This window comes from Pseudomonas sp. 05N433, assembly GCF_056396925.1.
The window spans coordinates 246,621-265,008 of record NZ_JBFTML010000010.1; the positions used below are offsets into that span (position 1 = coordinate 246,621).

Here is an 18,388-nt window from a genome sequence, read left to right on the forward strand (position 1 = left end):
CCCGGTTAACCTGAATCACCTCGTAGCCTGATTGGCGACTGCTGCGCAGTCGAACGCAGCCTTCGGCAGCTGCTACAGGGATTCGTCACGCTCAATGCTCGGCCGAATCCTTGTGGTTATCCAGGGTTTCCAGCAAGGCCACCTGCATCCGCGTATGCACGCGGATGAACCAGCGCCAGAGCAGCGCCGCTATCCCAGCCGCGACCACGACAATCAGCACCAGCAACTTGTTGGTCGGCAGAATACTGGCCGACAAGGCCGCCAGCAGCAGGAAAATCACCAGCAGCGAGAGGATCGGGATCACTTCGGCGATCACCCGACGCACTCGCTGCGTGTGGCGGCCGGCCATCTCCGACTTCACCCCCATTTCTGCCAGCAGCATCGACAGCGCCTTGAGCTTGCGATAGGCGGCGATCAGGAACGGCAGCGACAACAGCAACGCCCCACCCCAGATCAACGCTTTCTGCCAGCTCGGGTCGCTGATCCAGTCTTGCAGGTAAACGGACATGCGCTCGGCGAAGAAGGCGCCCGATAAAAAGATCGCAACCACCAGCGCCAGATTAACCCCCACCTGCAACAGAATCCGCCGAATCATCGACGCCAACAGCGCGCCCTCGCCCTGAGGCTGGATGCTGCGCAGCCATTCGCCATACATCCCCAGCACACGAGCCAGGCGCTGCGGCATCACGGCAGCAAGCTTGATCGACAGCGGATCGGCCGCGCGGATCAGATAGGGCGTCAACAACGTGGTGATCACCGAGACGGCCACAGCCACCGGATAGAGAAAGCTGCTGGTGACCTGCAGCGTCATGCCCAGCGCGGCGATGATGAAAGAGAATTCGCCAATCTGTGAAAGCCCCATCCCCACGCGCAGTGAGGTGCGTCCGTCATTGCCGGCGATAAACGCGCCAAGGCCGCAGGACAGCATCTTGCCCAGCACTACCGCCACAGTGATCACCGCAATCGGCCAGGCGTATTGCAGCAGGATCATCGGGTCGAGCATCAGGCCGATGGCGACGAAGAAGATCGCACTGAACAGGTCGCGAACCGGCTCGATCAACTGCTCGATCTTCAGCAGCTGGCGCGATTCGGCCATGATCGCACCGATCAGGAACGCGCCGAGAACCATGCTGTATTCAAGCTTGACCACCAGCAGGCAGAAGCCGAAACACAGGCCCAGCACGGTAATCAGCAACATCTCATTGCTTTCGAATTTCGCCACATAGGCCAGTAGTCGCGGCACCAGCAGAATACCGATGACCAGTGCGACAATCATGAACAGGGAAAGCTTGCCGACGGTGGAAAAGACTTCGCCGGAACTGACCGTGCCGCTGACGGCGATGCTCGACAGCAAGGCGATGATGCCGATACCGAGGATGTCCTCGACGATCAGTACGCCGAAGATCAACTGCGCAAAACGCTCGTTCTTCATCTTCAGGTCGTTGAGCGCCTTGACGATGATGGTGGTCGAGGAAATCGCCAGGATCGCGCCGAGGAACAGCGAATCCATGGTATTCCAGTCGAACCAGCGGCCGATTTCGTAGCCGATCCAGATCATCAGGACGATTTCCAGGAAAGCCGCGATAAACGCCGTGGCGCCGACCTTGAACAGCTTGCGCAGGCTGAACTCCAGCCCCAGGCAGAACATCAGGAAAATCACCCCGAGCTCGGCGAGGGTCTTGATGGTTTCTTCGTCGTGGATCAGGCCGAAGGGCGGCGTGTGCGGGCCGATAATGAAACCGGCGACGATGTAGCCGAGCACCACCGGTTGTTTGAGACGATGAAAGAGCACGGTCACCACACCCGCAATCAACATGATCACTGCCAGATCCTGAATGAAACTGATGGCATGCATGGTGTGTGGCTCCTTCGGGGGTGGGCTTTTGAAGGGTAACACCACGACTTCCGGCGCAAAGACGGTGCAATATATGGAAACAGATCGCTTCGGGCGTGACGGCGCCTCCCCGCCYGGCGTCCCGATAACTGTTGGTTTGAAAAACACCGACAAGCACCCACAGAGGTGCCCCCCAAACCCTGCCTTGAACCCGTGAGTACGTTATGGAACCCGGAAACGCCCAGCTGTCGATGACGGTATTGATGACCCCCGACATGGCCAACTTCTCTGGCAATGTCCACGGCGGCACCCTGCTCAAATACCTCGATGAAGTGGCCTACGCTTGCGCCAGCCGGTATGCCGGCCGTTACGTAGTGACCTTGTCGGTGGATCAGGTGATCTTCCGCGAGCCGATTCATGTCGGTGAGCTGGTGACCTTTCTGGCCTCGGTCAACTACACCGGTAATACCTCGATGGAAGTGGGCATCAAGGTCGTGACCGAGAACATTCGCGAGCGCTCGGTGCGCCACACCAACAGCTGCTTCTTCACCATGGTCGCGGTGGATGACCAGCGTAAACCGGCCTCCGTCCCGCCACTGCAACCGCAGAACAGCGAAGACAAGCGTCGGTACATGCAAGCCCAGCAGCGTCGGCAGATTCGTCAGGAACTGGAAAAGCGCTATCAGGAAATCAAGGGCGACGCTTAAAGCAAAAGATCGCAGCCTGGGCAGCGCCCACAGACGCGCGGGAGCTGCCGAAGGCTGCGATCTTTTCTACCGCCACACCATTACAAACTGATCGCTACCGCCTCGAACCGCACCCGGGGATGGGCGATCMGGTCCTGCGCCCGCACCAGTTCCAGTTCATAGCTGGCACACGCCTGGGTTTCCAGCAGCACTTCATGCACCGCCGCCGCGGTGAATTCGAAGGCGCTCAGCAGACTGTCACCCAGCAGCACACGCGCCAGGAACAGCCCGGAAGTCAGATCGCCAACGCCCACCGGCTGACGCGGGAACGCCAGCAACGGCCGACGCAAGTGCCAGCTGCCTTCAGTGGTCACCAGCAACATCTCGAAGCCATCCGTCAGTTTGCCGGGATAGTCCAGATGCTTGACCAACACCGCCTTCGGACCGCGCGCCAGCAGCGCCCGCGCCATGGCCAGGCAATCGAACAGTGACTGCGCCTTGCGCCCCGAGAAGCTGTTCAGCTCCAGCTGATTCGGGCACATGAAGTCGGCTAACGCCGCCGCCTCTTCCAGCAGGAAATCGCTGACTTCGGCTGGAACACTGCAGCCCTTCTCCGGATGGCCCATCACCGGATCGCAGAGGTACAAGGCTTTGGGATTGATCGATTTGATTCGCTCCACTCCCGCCAGAATCGCCCGCCCTTGGGCCGCGCTGCCGAGGTAGCCGGACAACACGGCGTCGCAGTTGCCCAGTTCGCCAATCGCCGCGATGCCCTCCACCAACTCCGGAATCTGATGCGGGGCCAGCACTTCCCCGGCCCACTGGCCATATTGCGTGTGGTTGGAGAACTGCACGGTATTGAGTGGCCAGACGTTCACCCCGACCCGCTGCATCGGGAAAACCGCGGCGCTGTTGCCAGCGTGGCCGAACACCACATGGGACTGGATGGCGAGCAGATGGGGCGTACGTTTCATGCGGTGAGTTTTCCATAAACCGATTGAAATTCGAGCCGCGCAGTATGCGACTAAACGCAGCCTGTACGACAGACCAGAGACGCAGTTAAGCTGACACTATCTTGTTGGAGCACCCTGTTGATGCTGACCCTAGGAAATATCTTCGTGCTGATGCTGCTCGCCACCGGTGGCGCATGGCTGTGGCACAACCACGGCTTGCGCGAACGCGCACTGGAGCGGGTTCAGCAGCATTGCGCCAAGCTGCGGATCGAGCTGCTGGACGGCAACGTAGCCTTGAAGAAGATCGCTTTCATTAAAGACGCCAACGGCCGTCGGCGCCTGGCCCGTGTGTATAACTTCGAATTTACCGTGACCGGCGAAACCCGCCACAACGGCACCATCACTCAGTTCGGCGCCCATAGCGCACACATCGAGCTCGCGCCCTATCCAATGCCATTCGACGACACACCGCCGGTGGTCGAAGTCGCAAAACCCAGCGCCGAGGTGATTGAATTGAGCCAGTGGCGGCAAGAACACACCAAGTGGCGTCCCTGAAGATCAAAAGATCGCAGCCTGCGATTTTTTGATCTTCAAACCGACCGGCAATCGGCCAGATCTCTTTGCAGCGACTCAACATCCTGCACTTCACTGAAAATCAGCTCGATGCGCGAATCCCGTCGCCATTCGCTGGGTTGCCAATCCAGTAACGAGTTATTCAGCGCGTTGGCCGACACCCAACCTTCGACGCTGTGGATAACCAGCTTCGCCCGCAGCCATTCAAGGCTCTCAAGCCACTTTCCGACAAGYACGGCATCGAATGTCTGACTCGGATGCCAGCGCCAGCCGACGCTCCAGCCACCCTCTTGCGCCTGACTCAAGCAAATCGGCTGCGCAGGGTCAGTCCAGATGGCCGGCATCTGTGCCAGCCCCTTGGGCACGATGAAGTTATCCACACCCGCGACAGCCTGAGCCTTGAGGCCCGGTAACTCGCTCAGCGGCAAGACAGCTTGCTGCGTCCAGTACAAAGGACGCGACGGCAACTGTGCGACAACTCGCTGGCGATCACTGTCGTCGAGGCTTTCTGCCTTGTTCAGCAACAGCAACCCGGCACTGTCCAAGGCTTGCAGTTGCGCCGCTGGCAGCGGTTTTCCAGCCGCGAGCGCCTGGGCGTCCAGCACCAGCACGCAAGGCTGCACCGCCAGGACGCCTTGCCACGACGCCTCGCTCAATTGCCTGAGCAACTGCGCCGGATGCCCCAGCCCGGAGGGCTCGATGAACAGTCGATCCGGTCGTGCCTTGCGCAGCAGCCGCCCGAGGCCGATCTGAAACGGCGCACCATTGACGCAACACAAACACCCCCCGGCCACTTCCCCCAGTGCGATACCATCGACGTCCTGGGTCAGCAGCGCAGCATCCAGGCCGATCTGGCCGAACTCGTTGATCAGCACCGCCCAGCGCTCACCGGCCGGCCGCTGCGCCAGCAGGTGCTTGATCAGACTGGTCTTGCCGGCACCCAGCGGGCCGGCGATGACGTGGGTGGGAATGTTCTGCAACATGGTCGAAGTTTTCTGAGGAGGTAAAGGATGCGGTTGATGGGATGGTCGTTGCTTCTGGCGCTCATGTCGGGTGAAGCGCTGGCCCAAGCCTGCGTGGTACATAGTACGGCTGAGCGGCTGGACGTGAAGGTCTGCCAGCAGAACCGCAACATCCCGGAAAAACTGTTCGCCGACGGCTTCTGCCAGCCGAATCTGGCCGGGCAGAAAGTCGAGGTGCAGTACGTCGACCAATGCCCCGCCGGCGCGTTCGGGGTATGCAGCAACGCTCAAGTCGCCAATATGCCTTACCGGCAGGATATTCACTATTACGGCGTGGCCACCGATGCGGCGTATCTGAAGCCGTTTTGCGAAGCCCAGAGCCAGGGAACCTGGCTCAAACCTTGAGCTGTCAGCCCAGCCAGTCGAGGGTCAGGATCAAACGACGCTCGCCCGGTGCCGGCTGCGGCGAACGGTGAACCAGACCGAAACCTTCGTTGCCGTGCCACTTCTCTCCTTTAAGCAGCGCCACTTCGCCGCTGGAGATACGCTGGATCAGCGAATCATCCTGGGGTTCGGCGTCAGGCTCGCCTAATCGGCGGCGATCCATCGCCCCTTCTTTCAGCCACTGGCTGCCGACCCCTGCGTAGGTAGTGATCAACCGCACCGGCACATGATCGACGTGGAAACGCGGGCACATGGCTTTGTCCAGAACCCGCAGGCGTAGGCCGATGCGTTGGGCGCCCAACAGGCAGGCGAACGCGCTGACCAGCCAGGAAACGTCGGCGATAAAACCTTCGTAACCTTCAAGATCGCTGAAGCCTGAGGCTAAACCGTGGAGATTGGGTTCGGCTTCATCACTGGCCATTTCAAGGGAAAGCGACTCGGCCAGCGGCTGGTTCAGGGACAACAGCAARCGACCGAAATCGGCAATGTGCGCCGGCAGTTGGCGTTGCCAGAGGGCGAGGTTCACACCGTCGTCCAGAATCCCGGTCAGCACCTTTGGCGTTTCACCTTGAACCTGAGCAATGAGCGGTCGCCGCTTCAGACTGGGCGCCAGCATCAGGCAGCCGCCTCTTCGTGCCAGAGACCGAACGGATCGGGCAACAGCCGCCACCCCTCGACGCCCAAGACCATTTCATCATCCGTCAGCAGGCAGTTATCAAGTTCGGCGGTGAGTTGTGCAAAGTCGATGTTCTGACCGATAAACACCAGTTCCTGCCGGCAATCGCCGGTGGCGGCCGTCCAGTTCTCCATGATCCCGGCGGTGCTTTCTTCGTCTTGCGGCCACTGGTTTTTCGGCACGAAACGCCACCAGCGCCCGGCAAACCCGTAACGCATCAAGCCGCCGGCCTGGGACCAGCTGCCGGCATCCATGTGTTTGCTGGCCAGCCAGAAAAAGCCCTTGGAACGCAGCAGTTTGCCGTTCACCCACGGGCGATCGATGAAGCTGAAAAAACGCTGCGGATGAAACGGTCGCCGCGCCCGATAAGCCGTGGAGGCAATACCGTACTCCTCGGTTTCCGGCACGTGTTCACCGCGCAATTCCTGTAACCATCCTGGTGCCTGAGCGGCCTTCTCGAAGTCGAAACGCCCAGTGTTGAGGATTTTCTTGAGCGGCACTTCACCCATGACCATCGGAATGATCTCGGCCTGGGCATTGAGCCGTTCGAGGATCGCGATCAGCTCCTGGCGTTCGCGGCTGCTGATCAAATCGATCTTGCTGATCAGGATCACGTCGGCGAATTCGATCTGCTCGATCAACAGGTCAGTGATCGAGCGCTCGTCCTCCTCGCCCAGGGTTTCACCACGGGAAGCGAGGCTTTCGGCGGCTTGGTAGTCGAGCAGGAAGTTCATGCCGTCGACCACGGTGACCATGGTGTCGAGCCGCGCAATGTCGGCCAGGCTCTGCCCTTCTTCATCGCGAAAGGTGAAGGTTTCCGCCACGGGCAGCGGCTCGGAAATGCCGGTGGACTCGATCAGCAGATAATCGAAACGACCGTCCCTGGCGAGTTTGCTGACTTCTTCGAGCAGGTCTTCGCGCAACGTACAGCAAATGCAACCGTTGCTCATTTCCACGAGTTTTTCTTCGGCACGGTTCAGGCTGACATCGCGTTGAACTTCACTGCCATCGATGTTGATTTCGCTCATGTCGTTGACGATCACCGCGACCCGCAGATTATCGCGATTACGTAGTACGTAATTCAGCAGTGTACTTTTTCCGGCGCCGAGAAAGCCCGACAGGACGGTCACGGGAAGACGATTGGGCATCAGGTATTCCTCACAGGGATGCCCGGTCGCAATGTCGGGCTTAATTTATGTTATAGTATAACAATACAAACAAGCCACTCTCCTCTTGCTCACCGCGACAAAGAGCACGATGCTTTAACCTGTCCGCTCCTTGAGAAATGCCATGGGAAACGCTCTGAGATTCTCGTTGTTGAGCCTTTCGCTGCTGATCGCAGTCAATGCCTGGGGACAAATCCCCAGCCTGGCCAAATGCACCCGCAGCGCCAATCTGCTGGCCTGCGTGGATGCCGACGGCAATGCCTACAGCGTTAACACCGTCGGTAGCACGATCTACTTGCGCGGCTTTGAAGTGGCCGGCAAACGCCATTGGGCGCAAACCAACAGCCGCTACGGGCAACTGACGTTCTTTACCGGCCTCGCATCCGATGGCGAAGCCTGGGTCGGTTACAACCGCCGGGTTGGCTGGACAACCATCAATCGGTTCTCCAGTTCCGGGGGCAGCAGCGCGAAGTTCACCTGTAGCCGGATGACCGGTTGCTAGGCCTGTGCCTTTTTCTGCTCCTGCTGCCAGGCGATATAGCTGTTCATTGGGGGATTCTTCTGGAAGTAACGCTGCAAGCCTTCGAATAAACCATCCGCCACGGCCTGCTGATGCCGCGCCGTCACCAGTCGCTGGCTGTCGCGGGCGTTCGAGATGAAGCCGGTTTCCACCAGAATCGACGGCACATCCGGCGACTTCAACACCGCAAATCCCGCCTGCTCCACACGCTTCTGATGCAGCGTGGTAATGCCCGCCAGACTGCCGAGCACCGTGTTGCCCAACTGCAAACTGGCGGCGATGGTGGCGTTCATCGACATGTCGAGAATCACCCCGGCGAGCATCGGGTCCTTGTCCTTGAGATTGAGCAGGCTGGTGGCGCCCAACAGGTCCGCGCCGTTCTCCCGTTGCGCCATGAAACGCGCCGTGGCCGAGGTCGCACCGCCTTCGGACAGGCAGTACACCGACGCACCTGAAGCGGTGAGGCGCGGCGCGGCGTCCGCATGGACCGAGATGAACATGTCGGCCTTGTGCTTGCGGGCGATCTCCACGCGCTTGCGCAGCGGGACGAAGAAGTCGTCGTTACGCACCAGTTTCACGTCGAAGCCCTTTTCACGCTTCAGCCTCTTGGCCAACAGCTGGGCGATCGATAGCACCACGTCTTTCTCCCGCTCACCTTTGGCGCCGACCGCGCCCGGGTCTTTGCCGCCGTGACCAGGGTCGACCACCACAATGATGTCGCGCTTGGGATGAGCCTTGTCGATGATGGGCTCACGTTTTTCCGACGGCGCCGCCGCGATCTGTAGCGGAGCAATGGCCTTCAGATCGAGCACCAATCGGTGCCCCTGCCCATCCTGTGGTGGCAACAGGAAGCTGTTGAGCTGCACCGGACCGCTGAGGTCGAGGACGATCCGCGTATCGCCCTGACCGAAATGCCCGGAACGGATCGCGCGAATCACCGAGTTGTCGAGCGCCAGCTGACTGAAGTCGCCACTGAAGTTGGCGCCACTCAGATCGATGATCAGCCGCTCCGGAGCACTCAGGGAAAAAGTTTTGTACTGCACCGGCCCGCTCAGATCGAACACCAGTCGCAGCTTGTCGTCCGAACGCCACAGTCGTGCATTGCGAATTTGCGTGGCCGACACACCAAAAGGTAACGCAAAGGCCGCGCTGGCCAGAATCAGGTTGAGCAAGTGACGTCTGTGCATGATGAAAGCTCGTTCACGAAAAAGGCATCGTCGATTTGATTGTTATAATATAACATGCCAAATCAACTCCCACGATGGACCTGCTCATGAATGCGCTGACTCTGCCGGATATCGCCGCGCAGGCCTCACGCCAAGCCCTGCCACTCGATTGGGTGGGCATGTGCGGCATTGCTCTTCCTGTTTTATTCGATGGCCAGCGACTGAGTGCAAAAGCCGACGCTGGCGTTAGCCTCGACGATGGAGAGGCGCGTGGCATCCATATGTCGCGGCTGTACCTGGCGCTGGAAATGCTTGAGCAGGAAAACCTTTCACCCTCGTTGTTGCGGCGAGTCTTGCTGAGTTTTCTCGAGACTCATGAAGGACTTTCCCACAACGCTTACCTAAAAATTCACACCGAACTTCTGCTCAAAAGACCCGCGCTCGTCAGTCCGTTGTCCGGCTGGAAAACCTATCCGGTGAGCATCGAAGCGAGTCTGAAAAACGCGATGTTCCACGTGGAACTAAAAATCGACGTTCCATATTCCTCAACCTGTCCATGCTCAGCAGCGCTCTCGAGGCAGTTGATTCAGCAGCAATTCGTTGATGACTTCGCCAATCAACCATTGCAACACGAAGACGTTCTGGCTTGGCTCGGTTCCACGAAAGGCATCGTCGCGACGCCGCATAGCCAACGCAGTAATGCGCAATTGCAGCTGCGTCTGGATGACTATCTGGATGACCTGCCGTTGATCGCCGCGATCAACGACGCGGAAGCCGTTCTCGGCACTGCTGTGCAAACCGCCGTGAAACGCGCCGACGAACAAGCTTTCGCCCTCGCCAACGGTCAGAACCTGATGTTCTGCGAAGATGCCGCGCGACGCTTGAACCTGGCATTGAAACGCTCCCCGGGCATCAACGCCTTTCACGTGCGAGTCGTCCACGCTGAAAGCCTTCACGCCCATGATGCCGTCGCCGAAAGCCGCTGGAACTGGGAGGCCGCATGATTCGATGCCAAGCCTTGCGCTGGGGCGCACCCGGTCAGCCGCTCACTCCAGCGGTTGATTTCGAACTGCCCAAGGGGAGTCTGACCGCCGTCATCGGCGCCAACGGGTCGGGCAAAAGCAGCCTGCTGAAAGTCATCGCCGGCCTGCAAAAGCCACTGGCCGGCAACGTCGTCATTGATGTTCCACGCAAGGGCGGCCTTTCGTTCCTGCCTCAGCAACAACACCTGGACCGACAATTCCCCATCAGTCTGCAAGAGTTAGTGGCCGCAGGTTTCTGGGGCATCAAGCAAACTCCGGAAATTCGCAGCCAGCGACTCAAGGCTGCACTGGAAGACTGGTGCCTGACCGGTCTGGAACATCGCCCGTTAATGGCCCTCTCCGGAGGCGAATTGCAACGTGCCCTACTCGCCCGACTGAGCCTTGCCGAAGCGCCCTTGCTGCTGCTCGACGAACCCCACGCCGCGCTCGACGAACTCGGCCAGGCGCTGCTCTGGAAACACCTCCACGCCTGGCATGCAGACGGTCGAACCCTGGTCGTGGTGTGTCATGACCTGGCCGCCGTGCGCCAACAGATTCCACAAGCGCTACTGATCAAAAGCAGCGGCTGCGTCCTCGGCCCCAGTACCGAGCTGATTCGCCAACAACCTCAGACGCAGGTGGCTTGATGATCGCCGCTGCTCACCTTTGGCAACCGTTTCACGAATTCGTATTCATGCGTCGGGCACTGCTGGGTGGCCTTGTTCTGGCCTGTAGTACGGCGCCGCTTGGGGTGTTTCTGATCCTGCGGCGCATGAGTCTGATCGGCGACGCAGTGGCTCACGGCATCTTGCCCGGCGCCGCATTGGGCTTCTGGTACGCAGGCTTGAGCCTGCCCGCGCTGACCATTGGCGGCCTCGGTGCCGGCTTGAGCATGGCCGGACTGGCCGCCTGGATTACCCGCCGCACCGGCTTGCGGGAGGACGCGAGCCTGGCCGCGATTTACCCGATATCGCTGGCCAGCGGCGTGCTTATCCTCGGTATCGCCGGCAAGCGGCTGGACCTGTTGCACCTGTTATTCGGTTCGGCGCTGGCGGTCGATGGCCCGACCTTGACCGGCATGCTCTGGGTCTCGGGCTTCAGCCTGCTCGCCATGGCCCTGATCTACAAACCACTGTTGCTGGACACCCTCGACCCGCTCTTTCTGCAAACCGTCAGCCGTCTCGGGCCGCTGGCTCACGGGGTATTTCTGACGTTGGTGGTGCTGAACCTGGTGATCGGTTTCCAGGCTATCGGCGCGCTGATGGTGGTCGGTTTGATGATGCTGCCGGCCGCCGCTTCTCGCTTCTGGAGTCGTCGTTTGCCGGTGCTGATCATCATCGCCGCGTTGCTCGGCAGCCTCTCGGTCTGGCTCGGATTGTTGCTGTCGTTCTACTACTCGCTGCCCAGCGGCCCGGCAATCGTGCTGGTGGCTGGCGGTGTGTATCTGCTGTCCGTGGTGTTCGGTCCGGTACACGGTTTGCTGCGCCGCCCGCCTTTGCTCACATCCCAATGTGCAAAGGCACTGCTCAACACCAAACTGATCATCAAGAACGGGCTGGGTTTCGAGCCATGGCTGGACCGCCTGGTGACCAGCACCGAAACCAAAGCCCCGGTCATCAACGCCAGCCACGGTGTCATTCCGCGCTCGCTGGATGAAGACGGCGAAACCATCCCGGACCCGCACGCCTGGCACAACCTGGCGAACACCGAGTTGTACATCAGCAACATCACCAAAGCGCTGATCGCCGCCGACCCTGCAAACAAAGCCGACTACGAACACAACAGCCAGGCCTATCTGAAAAAGATCTACGCCTTGCTCGCCGAGGCTAAAGCCAAGCTCGGTTCGCTGCCGCCGGGTAATCGCAAAATCGTCACCTCCCATGATGCCTTCGGCTATCTCGGTCAGGCTTACGGCATCAACTTCATGGCGCCGCAAGGCCTGTCCACCGAACGCGAACCTTCGGCCGCCGACGTCGCTGCGCTGATCACACAGATCCGTCAGGCCAAGGTCAAAGCGGTGTTCATGGAAAACATCAAGGACACGCGCCTGCTCAAGCAAATCGCTGATGAAAGCGGCGCGCATATCGGTGGCACGTTGTACTCCGATGCCCTCGCTGCAACCGGCCCGGCCAGCACCTTCACCGGGCTGTTCGAATACAACCTCAACACTTTGTACGAGGCATTGAGCAAGCCATGATCCGCAAGAATCCTTCAGGTGATCTGCCGTTGATTGCGGAGTCGGCGTACGTGGATAAAACCGCAATCATCTGCGGCAAAGTGGTGATCGGCGAGAACGTCTTCGTCGGACCCTACGCGGTGATTCGCGCCGATGAAGTGGACGACTCGGGCGAGATGGAAGCAATCACCATCGGCGCCAATTCGAACATCCAGGATGGCGTGGTGATCCACTCCAAGTCCGGCGCGGCGGTGACCATCGGCGAGTTCAGCTCCATCGCCCACCGCTCCATCGTCCACGGACCCTGCAGGGTCGGTAATCGCGTGTTCATCGGTTTCAACAGCGTGCTGTTCAACTGCGCGGTGGGCGACGGTTGCGTGGTGCGGCACAACTCGGTAGTCGATGGTCGTGACTTGCCTGACGCCTTCTACGTGCCCTCCACTACACGCATCGGCCCCAACACCGACCTGTCGCAGTTCCCACCCGTCAGCGTCAGCGCCTCGGAGTTTTCCGAAGACGTGGCGCGCACCAACGTCGATTTGGTGCGCGGCTACAAAGCCCTGCAGAACGAGTTCTGACCATGAGCAGCGTGCTGATTCGCAACGCCCGGCTGGTGAACGAAGGTCGGGAATTCGACGGTGATCTGCTGGTAAGCCACGGTCGCATCGTCAAGATCGCCAGCAGCATCGAAGGTGAAAAAGCCGCTGTGGAAATCGACGCAAACGGCCAATGGCTGCTGCCAGGCATGATCGATGACCAGGTGCATTTCCGTGACCCAGGAGCACCGGACAAGGGCAGCTTCCATACTGAGTCTCGAGCTGCGGTGGCCGGCGGCATCACCAGCTTCATGGACATGCCCAACACCTCGCCGGCCACCCTGACCCTCGCCGCGCTGGCAGACAAGAAACGTCGAGCGGCAACTCACTCAGTGGCCAATTACGGTTTTCATTTCGGCGTGAGCAACGACAATCTCGATACCGTCGCCGCACTCAATCCTTGCGAAGTGGCCGGGGTCAAAGTGTTCATGGGCGCCTCCACGGGCAATATGCTGGTGGACGATCCGCGAATTCTTGAGCGGTTATTCGCCGAGGTGCCGACCCTTTTATTGGCCCACTGCGAACACACGCCCAGCATTGAAGCCAACGCGGYGAACCTGCGAGAGCTGTTCGGCGAGCACCTTCCGCCCGCCGCTCACCCGCTTATCCGCAATGCCGAAGCGTGCTTTCGATCCTCCTCAATGGCCGTCGATCTAGCCAGACGTCACGGCACCCGGCTGCACGTTTTGCACCTGACCACCGCCCGTGAACTGGCACTGTTCGAAGACAAGCCGCTGGCACAGAAACGCATCACCGCCGAGGTTTGTCTGCACCACTTGTTGTTCGACGACCGCGACTACCCGAGCCTCGGCAACCTGATCAAATGCAACCCGGCAATCAAGACCCAGGCCGACCGCGACGCCTTGCGCAACGCACTGTCGGGTAATCGACTGGACGTGATCGGTAGCGATCATGCGCCTCACACCTGGGCCGAAAAACAGCGCCCCTACAACCAGGCGCCGTCCGGTTTGCCGTTGGTGCAACACGCCCTGCCCGCGCTGCTGGAACTGGTGGCTGATGGGATCGTGCCGATCACCACCCTTGTGGCCAAAACCAGTCATCGGGTCGCCGATCTGTTTGCCATCCCCGACCGCGGCTACCTGCGCGAAGGGTATTGGGCCGACCTGGTGTTGATCAAACACGAGCCCGATGGCGTGGCCGTTTCCCGGCAACCCATCCTTTCGCAATGTGGCTGGACGCCCTTCGCCCGGCATCGCTTTCGCCACAGCGTCAGCACCACGGTCGTGTCGGGACAAATTGCGTGGCACGACAAACGTCTTAATGATAACTGTCAGGGCTTACCGCTACGGTTTATGCGCTGACGCACGTTATCGAAAACATTCGAGAACACCGATCATGATCCACATCACCCTGCCTGATGGTTCATTGCGTGAGTATGACCAACCGCTGTCCGTGTTTGAGGTTGCCGCGAGTATCAGCCTCGGCCTGGCTAATGCAGCGCTCGCGGGTCGGGTGGACGGCGTGCTGGTGGACTGCGGATTTCTGATCAAGTGCGATGCGCGGGTCAGCATCGTCACGTCCCAGGAACCCGACGGTCTGGAGATCCTCCGGCGTTCCTGTGCGCTGATGCTGGCCATGGCCGTAAAACAGCTACATCCGAATACGCAGTTGCGGGCCGGATCGGCGCTGGGTGACGGCTTCTTTTATGAGTTTGCTTTCCAGCGATCCTTAACCCTGGCCGCTCTGCCAGTGATCGAAGCGCGTATGCGCGAATTGGCGGCGACCAACCATTCGATCCGCCGGCAGGAGCAAACGCCAACCGAAAGGCTATCGCTGTATCGTCTGGGGGACTTCGAGGGTTTCGCGGCAGGCCCGCATGTTCCCACCACCAAGGTGTTGCAGGCCTTTGCACTGGACCACATCAGCGGCACGTTGCAGCAACGAATCTATGGCACGTGTTGGTCCAGCCAACAGGAACTGGACACCTGGCGAGCGCCACCCCAGGTCGTGGTTGTGAATATCGATGAGCGTCAGAGCGATTATGCGCACTCGGTGACCGAAGCGCTGCGCCGGCGCGGACTGCGCGCCAACTCGGATCTGCGTCACGAGAAAATCAGCCGCAAGATTCGCCAGCACAGCCAGAAAGTGCCATACCTGTTGGTGGTCGGAGAGAAGGAAAAGGACGGTGGGTTTGTCAGCATGCGCAGTGGCAGCGGGGAGGATTTCGGGGAGAAAGGGATTGAGGCGGTGTGTGATTTGTTGAACCCGCCCAAGACTGCTGGTGCCTGAGCGGACACCTTCGCGGGCGAGCCCGCTCCCACAGGGATCACATATGACCTGGTGGGAACGAGCCTACCCGCAAAGCTTTTAGGCCCTTGGCTTCACTGTGCCGCAATCCTGACCCAACCACACAGCGCGAGTATCGAGGCTACCCTTCTGCTGAATGCCGGTGGCGTTGAAGGTGCCGTTGACCTTGGTGGTGAACTCACGGTCACTCATAAAAGTGGCCACTCCGCTGCCCTGCGCTTTCGGACAGCTGAAACGGAATTTCCACTGGTTACCGGTACGCTCGGTAATTTCCTGCTTGCAGCCCGATTGCGGGTCCGTCAGCGGAATGTTGTCGCTCTTCACCTGCTCAGGTGTCAGGCACGCCCGAATCCCTTTGCCGCCCATGGTGATACCTTGTTTCTCCAGCATCGCCCGCTGTTGGGGGGTCATCTGGTTTTGTAGCTGGCCGAGGATCAATTGCAGATCGGGCATGTTCTGGTCATCGACCTTCATGTTGCTTGAGGTCAACTCCCACAAGCCCGGTTGCAGCATCTGTGCCTGAGCGGCCACAGGAAGTGCCAAACCAAACGCCATGGCCAAACCCAGCAGACGAACGTTCATCGAGTAACTCCTGATCATTAGTGGCCGTTAGACGTCGGCCACGGGCTTCGGTTCATGGGCCAATTAAATAGCGACATTCTGCCCGGAACATGGTCTGTTAAGCATTGAATCTTCAAGGAGCAAGGCTGCCCCATGGATTATTTCGGACCGCATGTATTCGGTTATCTGATCGCACTGTTGCACACACTGGGCTCGATCGCCGCCATCCATGCCGTGTTGACCGTTCGGACCGCTCAGGGCTCGATCGCCTGGGCCCTGTCACTGCTGTTCATTCCCTACCTCACGCTGATCCCCTATCTGGTCTTCGGTCGCAGCACCTTCGATGGTTACATCAAGGCCCGACGGCAAGCCAACGAGGAAATGCGCAAGGCCATCTCCGAACTGAACTGGCGCCCCTGGGTAGAAGAGGCACTGGCTGCGCGTGCCTCCAGCGCTTACGCGTCTTTGCGGGCCATGCCGAAGCTGGGGCGCATGCCATGCCTGGCAAACAACGATGTGCGCTTGCTGATCGACGGCCAAGCCACGTTCGATGCAATTTTCGACGCCATCAGCAACGCCCGTGAAGCGGTGCTTATCCAGTTTTTCATTATCCACGATGACCGCATCGGCCAACGCCTGCACACCCTGCTGACGAAGAAAGCCGCCGAGGGCGTGGCGATTTACTTGCTCTACGACCGCATCGGCAGCCACTCCCTGCCCCACGAGTATGTGCAACCATTGCGAGATGCCGGTATCGAGGTCAAAGCCTTCGCCACCCGCAGCGGCTGGCTCAACCGCTTCCAGGTGAATTTCCGCAACCACCGCAAGATCGTAGTCGTCGACGGGCTTGTCGGATTTGTCGGCGGGCTCAATGTCGGCGACGAGTACATGGGCGAGAAACCACCCCTGGCGCCCTGGCGCGATACCCACGTGCAAGTTCGCGGGCCGGTGGTGGCCTGCATGCAGGAGTCCTTCGCCGAAGACTGGTTCTGGGCGGCCCGTTCGCTGCCGCCACTGATCCTGCCAGACGTTTATCCGGATGACGGCGTGCTCTGCCAATTACTGGCCAGCGGCCCGGCGGACTCCTACGAAACCTGTTCGCTATTCTTCGTCGAAGCCATCCATGCGGCGACGGAACGCGTGTGGATCACCAGCCCTTACTTCATCCCCGACGAAGCGGTGTTCGCCGCGTTGCGACTGGCGGTGCTGCGCGGTGTGGATGTACGGATCCTGTTGCCATCGCGGCCGGATCACCGGATCGTCTACGCCGCTTCCAGCCTTTATGCCTTCGAAGCCGTACGTGCCGGGGTGCGCGTGTTCCGTTATCAACCCGGCTTCCTGCATCAGAAAGTGGTGCTGATCGACGACGAAATCAGCGCCATCGGCAGCGCCAACATGGACAACCGTTCGTTCCGGCTGAATTTCGAAGTGATGCTGCTGACGGTCGACAGCGGGTTTGCCGCCGAAGTGGAGCAGATGCTCAACCACGATTTCGCCCAGGCTCACGAAATCGCCAAAGAAGAAAGCCGGGAAACCCACCGCCTGCAACAGGTCGGCATGCGGATCGCCCGGCTTATTTCGCCGATTCTCTAGTTGTAGATGTCGTCGCGGGTCCACGGCAGTTCATGGCTGCCATCGGGATGGGCTTTCACCGCGAGGATTTGATGCAGGTTGATCCAGCCTCTGGCGAAGGCATAGGCGCATCCCGCCAGATACAACCGCCAGATCCGTAGTGCCTGCTCCGGTACCAGTTTGGCGGCGGCTTCCAGATTGTCTTCCAGGCGTTCGCTCCAGTGGTCCAGGGTCCGCGCGTAATGCAGGCGCAGGCTCTCGACATCGACAATCTCCAGCCCCGCTTCGCTGATCTCGGCCGAGATCATCGCCAGGTGCGGCAGTTCGCCGTTGGGGAACACATACTTCTCGATGAACTCACCAGCACCGCGCCCGACCGGACGACCGTCGGTGTGTTTGGCGGTAATCCCGTGGTTCATCACCAGACCGCCCTCTTTCACCGCGCCGAACAAGGTCTTGCAGTATTCGGCCAGATTGGCGTGGCCGACGTGTTCGAACATACCGACGCTGACCACCTTGTCGAAACGCCCGTCCTGAGGCAGATCGCGGTAGTCGAGCAGTTGCAGTTCGATCTGGTCTTCCAGGCCTTCGGCTTTCACCCGCTCACGAGCCAAATCCAACTGCGCTTGACTGAGCGTGATCCCGAACACCTTCGCGCCGAACTCCCGCGCGGCATACCGCGCCAACCCGCCCCAGCCGCAACCGACATCCAGCAGATACTCCCCTGGCTGCAAGCGCAACTTGCGGCACAGGTGGCGAAACTTGGCTTGTTGAGCCTGCTCAAGGGTTTCACTGCCGGTCTCGAAGTAGGCGCAGGAATACGCCATGTCGCTGTCGAGCCACAGCTGATAGAACTCGTTGGAAAGGTCGTAGTGGTAGGAGATGGCTTTGGCGTCGGTTTCCTTGTCGTGAACCAGGCGCACCGGTTGCGCATCGTCGTCTTCGCTGATCAGCGCCTGACTCCATTCATCGCAGACACGAATCACGTCGCTGATGGAGCCTTCGAGCTCCAGTTTGCCTTCGACAAACGCCGCCCCCAGCGCGTCCAGGCTCGGATGGGTGAACTGGGTAACCATGTGCGGGTCCTTGACCACAATGGTGACGCTGGGCGTCGGCCCCAGGTTGAACTCATGGCCGTCCCAGAGTCGCAAGCGAAGCGGCAACTGCAGATTCTGTAAGGCCAGTGGAAGTTGCGCGAGCATGGATAATCCCC

The 18,388-nt window shown here is 59.9% G+C and carries 18 protein-coding genes and 2 pseudogenes; 12 read left to right on the top strand and 8 right to left on the bottom strand.

Features of this window, described 5'->3' with window-relative positions; all coding sequences use genetic code 11:
* Nucleotides 1-91 precede the first annotated feature (91 nt).
* Nucleotides 92-1,855, bottom strand: coding sequence for a cation:proton antiporter (locus AC1DIS_RS08110; RefSeq protein WP_477743537.1), 1,764 nt, complete (start codon nucleotides 1,853-1,855; stop codon nucleotides 92-94).
* Nucleotides 1,856-2,058: 203 nt separating this feature from the next.
* Here AC1DIS_RS08110 and AC1DIS_RS08115 point away from each other — a divergent pair, with 203 nt between their 5' ends.
* A complete protein-coding gene (locus tag AC1DIS_RS08115) occupies nucleotides 2,059-2,541 on the top strand; it encodes an acyl-CoA thioesterase (RefSeq protein ID WP_007934430.1) in 483 nt (160 codons plus the stop codon).
* Between the two features lie 80 nt (nucleotides 2,542-2,621).
* On the opposite strand, the gene pdxY is transcribed toward AC1DIS_RS08115, so the two are convergent.
* Nucleotides 2,622-3,494 (bottom strand): pyridoxal kinase PdxY, encoded by an 873-nt coding sequence (gene pdxY / locus AC1DIS_RS08120; protein WP_477780818.1) that lies wholly within the window; start codon nucleotides 3,492-3,494, stop codon nucleotides 2,622-2,624.
* A 120-nt stretch (nucleotides 3,495-3,614) separates the two neighbouring features.
* Between pdxY and AC1DIS_RS08125 the strand changes: the two genes are divergently transcribed.
* The gene (locus tag AC1DIS_RS08125) at nucleotides 3,615-4,028 is read left to right on the top strand and encodes a DUF3301 domain-containing protein (RefSeq protein WP_064621161.1); all 414 of its coding nucleotides are present in this window, start codon (nucleotides 3,615-3,617) and stop codon (nucleotides 4,026-4,028) included.
* 35 nt (nucleotides 4,029-4,063) lie between these two features.
* Here the strand turns inward: AC1DIS_RS08125 and AC1DIS_RS08130 are convergent, their stop codons facing one another.
* Nucleotides 4,064-5,029, bottom strand: coding sequence for a CobW family GTP-binding protein (locus AC1DIS_RS08130; RefSeq protein ID WP_477743535.1), 966 nt, complete (start codon nucleotides 5,027-5,029; stop codon nucleotides 4,064-4,066).
* Between the two features lie 27 nt (nucleotides 5,030-5,056).
* Between AC1DIS_RS08130 and AC1DIS_RS08135 the strand changes: the two genes are divergently transcribed.
* On the top strand, nucleotides 5,057-5,413 hold the full coding sequence (locus tag AC1DIS_RS08135; RefSeq protein WP_018927362.1) for a hypothetical protein: 357 nt from the start codon (nucleotides 5,057-5,059) through the stop codon (nucleotides 5,411-5,413).
* Between the two features lie 4 nt (nucleotides 5,414-5,417).
* On the opposite strand, the gene AC1DIS_RS08140 is transcribed toward AC1DIS_RS08135, so the two are convergent.
* Both AC1DIS_RS08140 and zigA read right to left on the bottom strand, forming a co-directional pair.
* A complete protein-coding gene (locus AC1DIS_RS08140) occupies nucleotides 5,418-6,068 on the bottom strand; it encodes a DUF1826 domain-containing protein (RefSeq protein ID WP_018927361.1) in 651 nt (216 codons plus the stop codon).
* On the bottom strand, nucleotides 6,068-7,276 hold the full coding sequence (gene zigA / locus AC1DIS_RS08145; protein ID WP_064621164.1) for a zinc metallochaperone GTPase ZigA: 1,209 nt from the start codon (nucleotides 7,274-7,276) through the stop codon (nucleotides 6,068-6,070). The genes AC1DIS_RS08140 and zigA overlap by 1 nt, the downstream gene beginning before the upstream one ends.
* 142 nt (nucleotides 7,277-7,418) lie before the next feature.
* Here zigA and AC1DIS_RS08150 point away from each other — a divergent pair, with 142 nt between their 5' ends.
* Nucleotides 7,419-7,796 (top strand): glutamine synthetase, encoded by a 378-nt coding sequence (locus AC1DIS_RS08150; RefSeq protein WP_477743534.1) that lies wholly within the window; start codon nucleotides 7,419-7,421, stop codon nucleotides 7,794-7,796.
* On the opposite strand, the gene AC1DIS_RS08155 is transcribed toward AC1DIS_RS08150, so the two are convergent.
* Nucleotides 7,793-9,001: an N-acetylmuramoyl-L-alanine amidase gene (locus AC1DIS_RS08155; protein ID WP_064621166.1), complete on the bottom strand. Its 1,209-nt coding sequence runs from the start codon at nucleotides 8,999-9,001 to the stop codon at nucleotides 7,793-7,795. The two genes, AC1DIS_RS08150 and AC1DIS_RS08155, sit on opposite strands and share 4 nt — an antisense overlap.
* 86 nt (nucleotides 9,002-9,087) lie before the next feature.
* On the opposite strand from AC1DIS_RS08155, the gene folE2 reads away from it, so the two are divergent.
* From folE2 to AC1DIS_RS08190, 7 genes and pseudogenes are all read left to right on the top strand, one after another.
* Complete coding sequence (gene folE2 / locus AC1DIS_RS08160) at nucleotides 9,088-9,984, top strand: GTP cyclohydrolase FolE2 (protein WP_477743533.1); 897 nt, start codon at nucleotides 9,088-9,090, stop codon at nucleotides 9,982-9,984.
* Nucleotides 9,981-10,649, top strand: a complete 669-nt coding sequence (locus tag AC1DIS_RS08165; RefSeq protein WP_477743532.1) for a metal ABC transporter ATP-binding protein — start codon at nucleotides 9,981-9,983, stop codon at nucleotides 10,647-10,649. The genes folE2 and AC1DIS_RS08165 overlap by 4 nt, the downstream gene beginning before the upstream one ends.
* Nucleotides 10,649-11,512, top strand: a pseudogene (locus AC1DIS_RS08170) (metal ABC transporter permease); the annotation flags it as partial. The gene AC1DIS_RS08165 and the pseudogene AC1DIS_RS08170, both read left to right, overlap by 1 nt.
* A pseudogene (locus AC1DIS_RS08175) lies at nucleotides 11,504-12,199 on the top strand (metal ABC transporter solute-binding protein, Zn/Mn family); the annotation flags it as partial. The pseudogenes AC1DIS_RS08170 and AC1DIS_RS08175, both read left to right, overlap by 9 nt.
* Nucleotides 12,196-12,756, top strand: coding sequence for a gamma carbonic anhydrase family protein (locus AC1DIS_RS08180; protein WP_018927353.1), 561 nt, complete (start codon nucleotides 12,196-12,198; stop codon nucleotides 12,754-12,756). The pseudogene AC1DIS_RS08175 and the gene AC1DIS_RS08180, both read left to right, overlap by 4 nt.
* Before the next feature lie 2 nt (nucleotides 12,757-12,758).
* Nucleotides 12,759-14,096, top strand: a complete 1,338-nt coding sequence (locus tag AC1DIS_RS08185; protein WP_477780819.1) for a dihydroorotase — start codon at nucleotides 12,759-12,761, stop codon at nucleotides 14,094-14,096.
* Between the two features lie 34 nt (nucleotides 14,097-14,130).
* The gene (locus AC1DIS_RS08190; protein ID WP_111453101.1) at nucleotides 14,131-15,024 is read left to right on the top strand and encodes a His/Gly/Thr/Pro-type tRNA ligase C-terminal domain-containing protein; all 894 of its coding nucleotides are present in this window, start codon (nucleotides 14,131-14,133) and stop codon (nucleotides 15,022-15,024) included.
* Between the two features lie 78 nt (nucleotides 15,025-15,102).
* Here AC1DIS_RS08190 and AC1DIS_RS08195 read toward each other — a convergent pair whose 3' ends face one another.
* Entirely contained in the window at nucleotides 15,103-15,624 is a 522-nt protein-coding gene (locus tag AC1DIS_RS08195) for a DUF3617 domain-containing protein (protein ID WP_019580360.1), read from the bottom strand.
* Nucleotides 15,625-15,756: 132 nt separating this feature from the next.
* Here AC1DIS_RS08195 and cls point away from each other — a divergent pair, with 132 nt between their 5' ends.
* Nucleotides 15,757-17,196, top strand: coding sequence for a cardiolipin synthase (cls, locus tag AC1DIS_RS08200; RefSeq protein WP_477743530.1), 1,440 nt, complete (start codon nucleotides 15,757-15,759; stop codon nucleotides 17,194-17,196).
* Here the strand turns inward: cls and cfaB are convergent.
* Entirely contained in the window at nucleotides 17,193-18,377 is a 1,185-nt protein-coding gene (gene cfaB / locus AC1DIS_RS08205; protein ID WP_018927348.1) for a C17 cyclopropane fatty acid synthase CfaB, read from the bottom strand. The genes cls and cfaB overlap by 4 nt on opposite strands.
* Nucleotides 18,378-18,388: the final 11 nt, after the last annotated feature.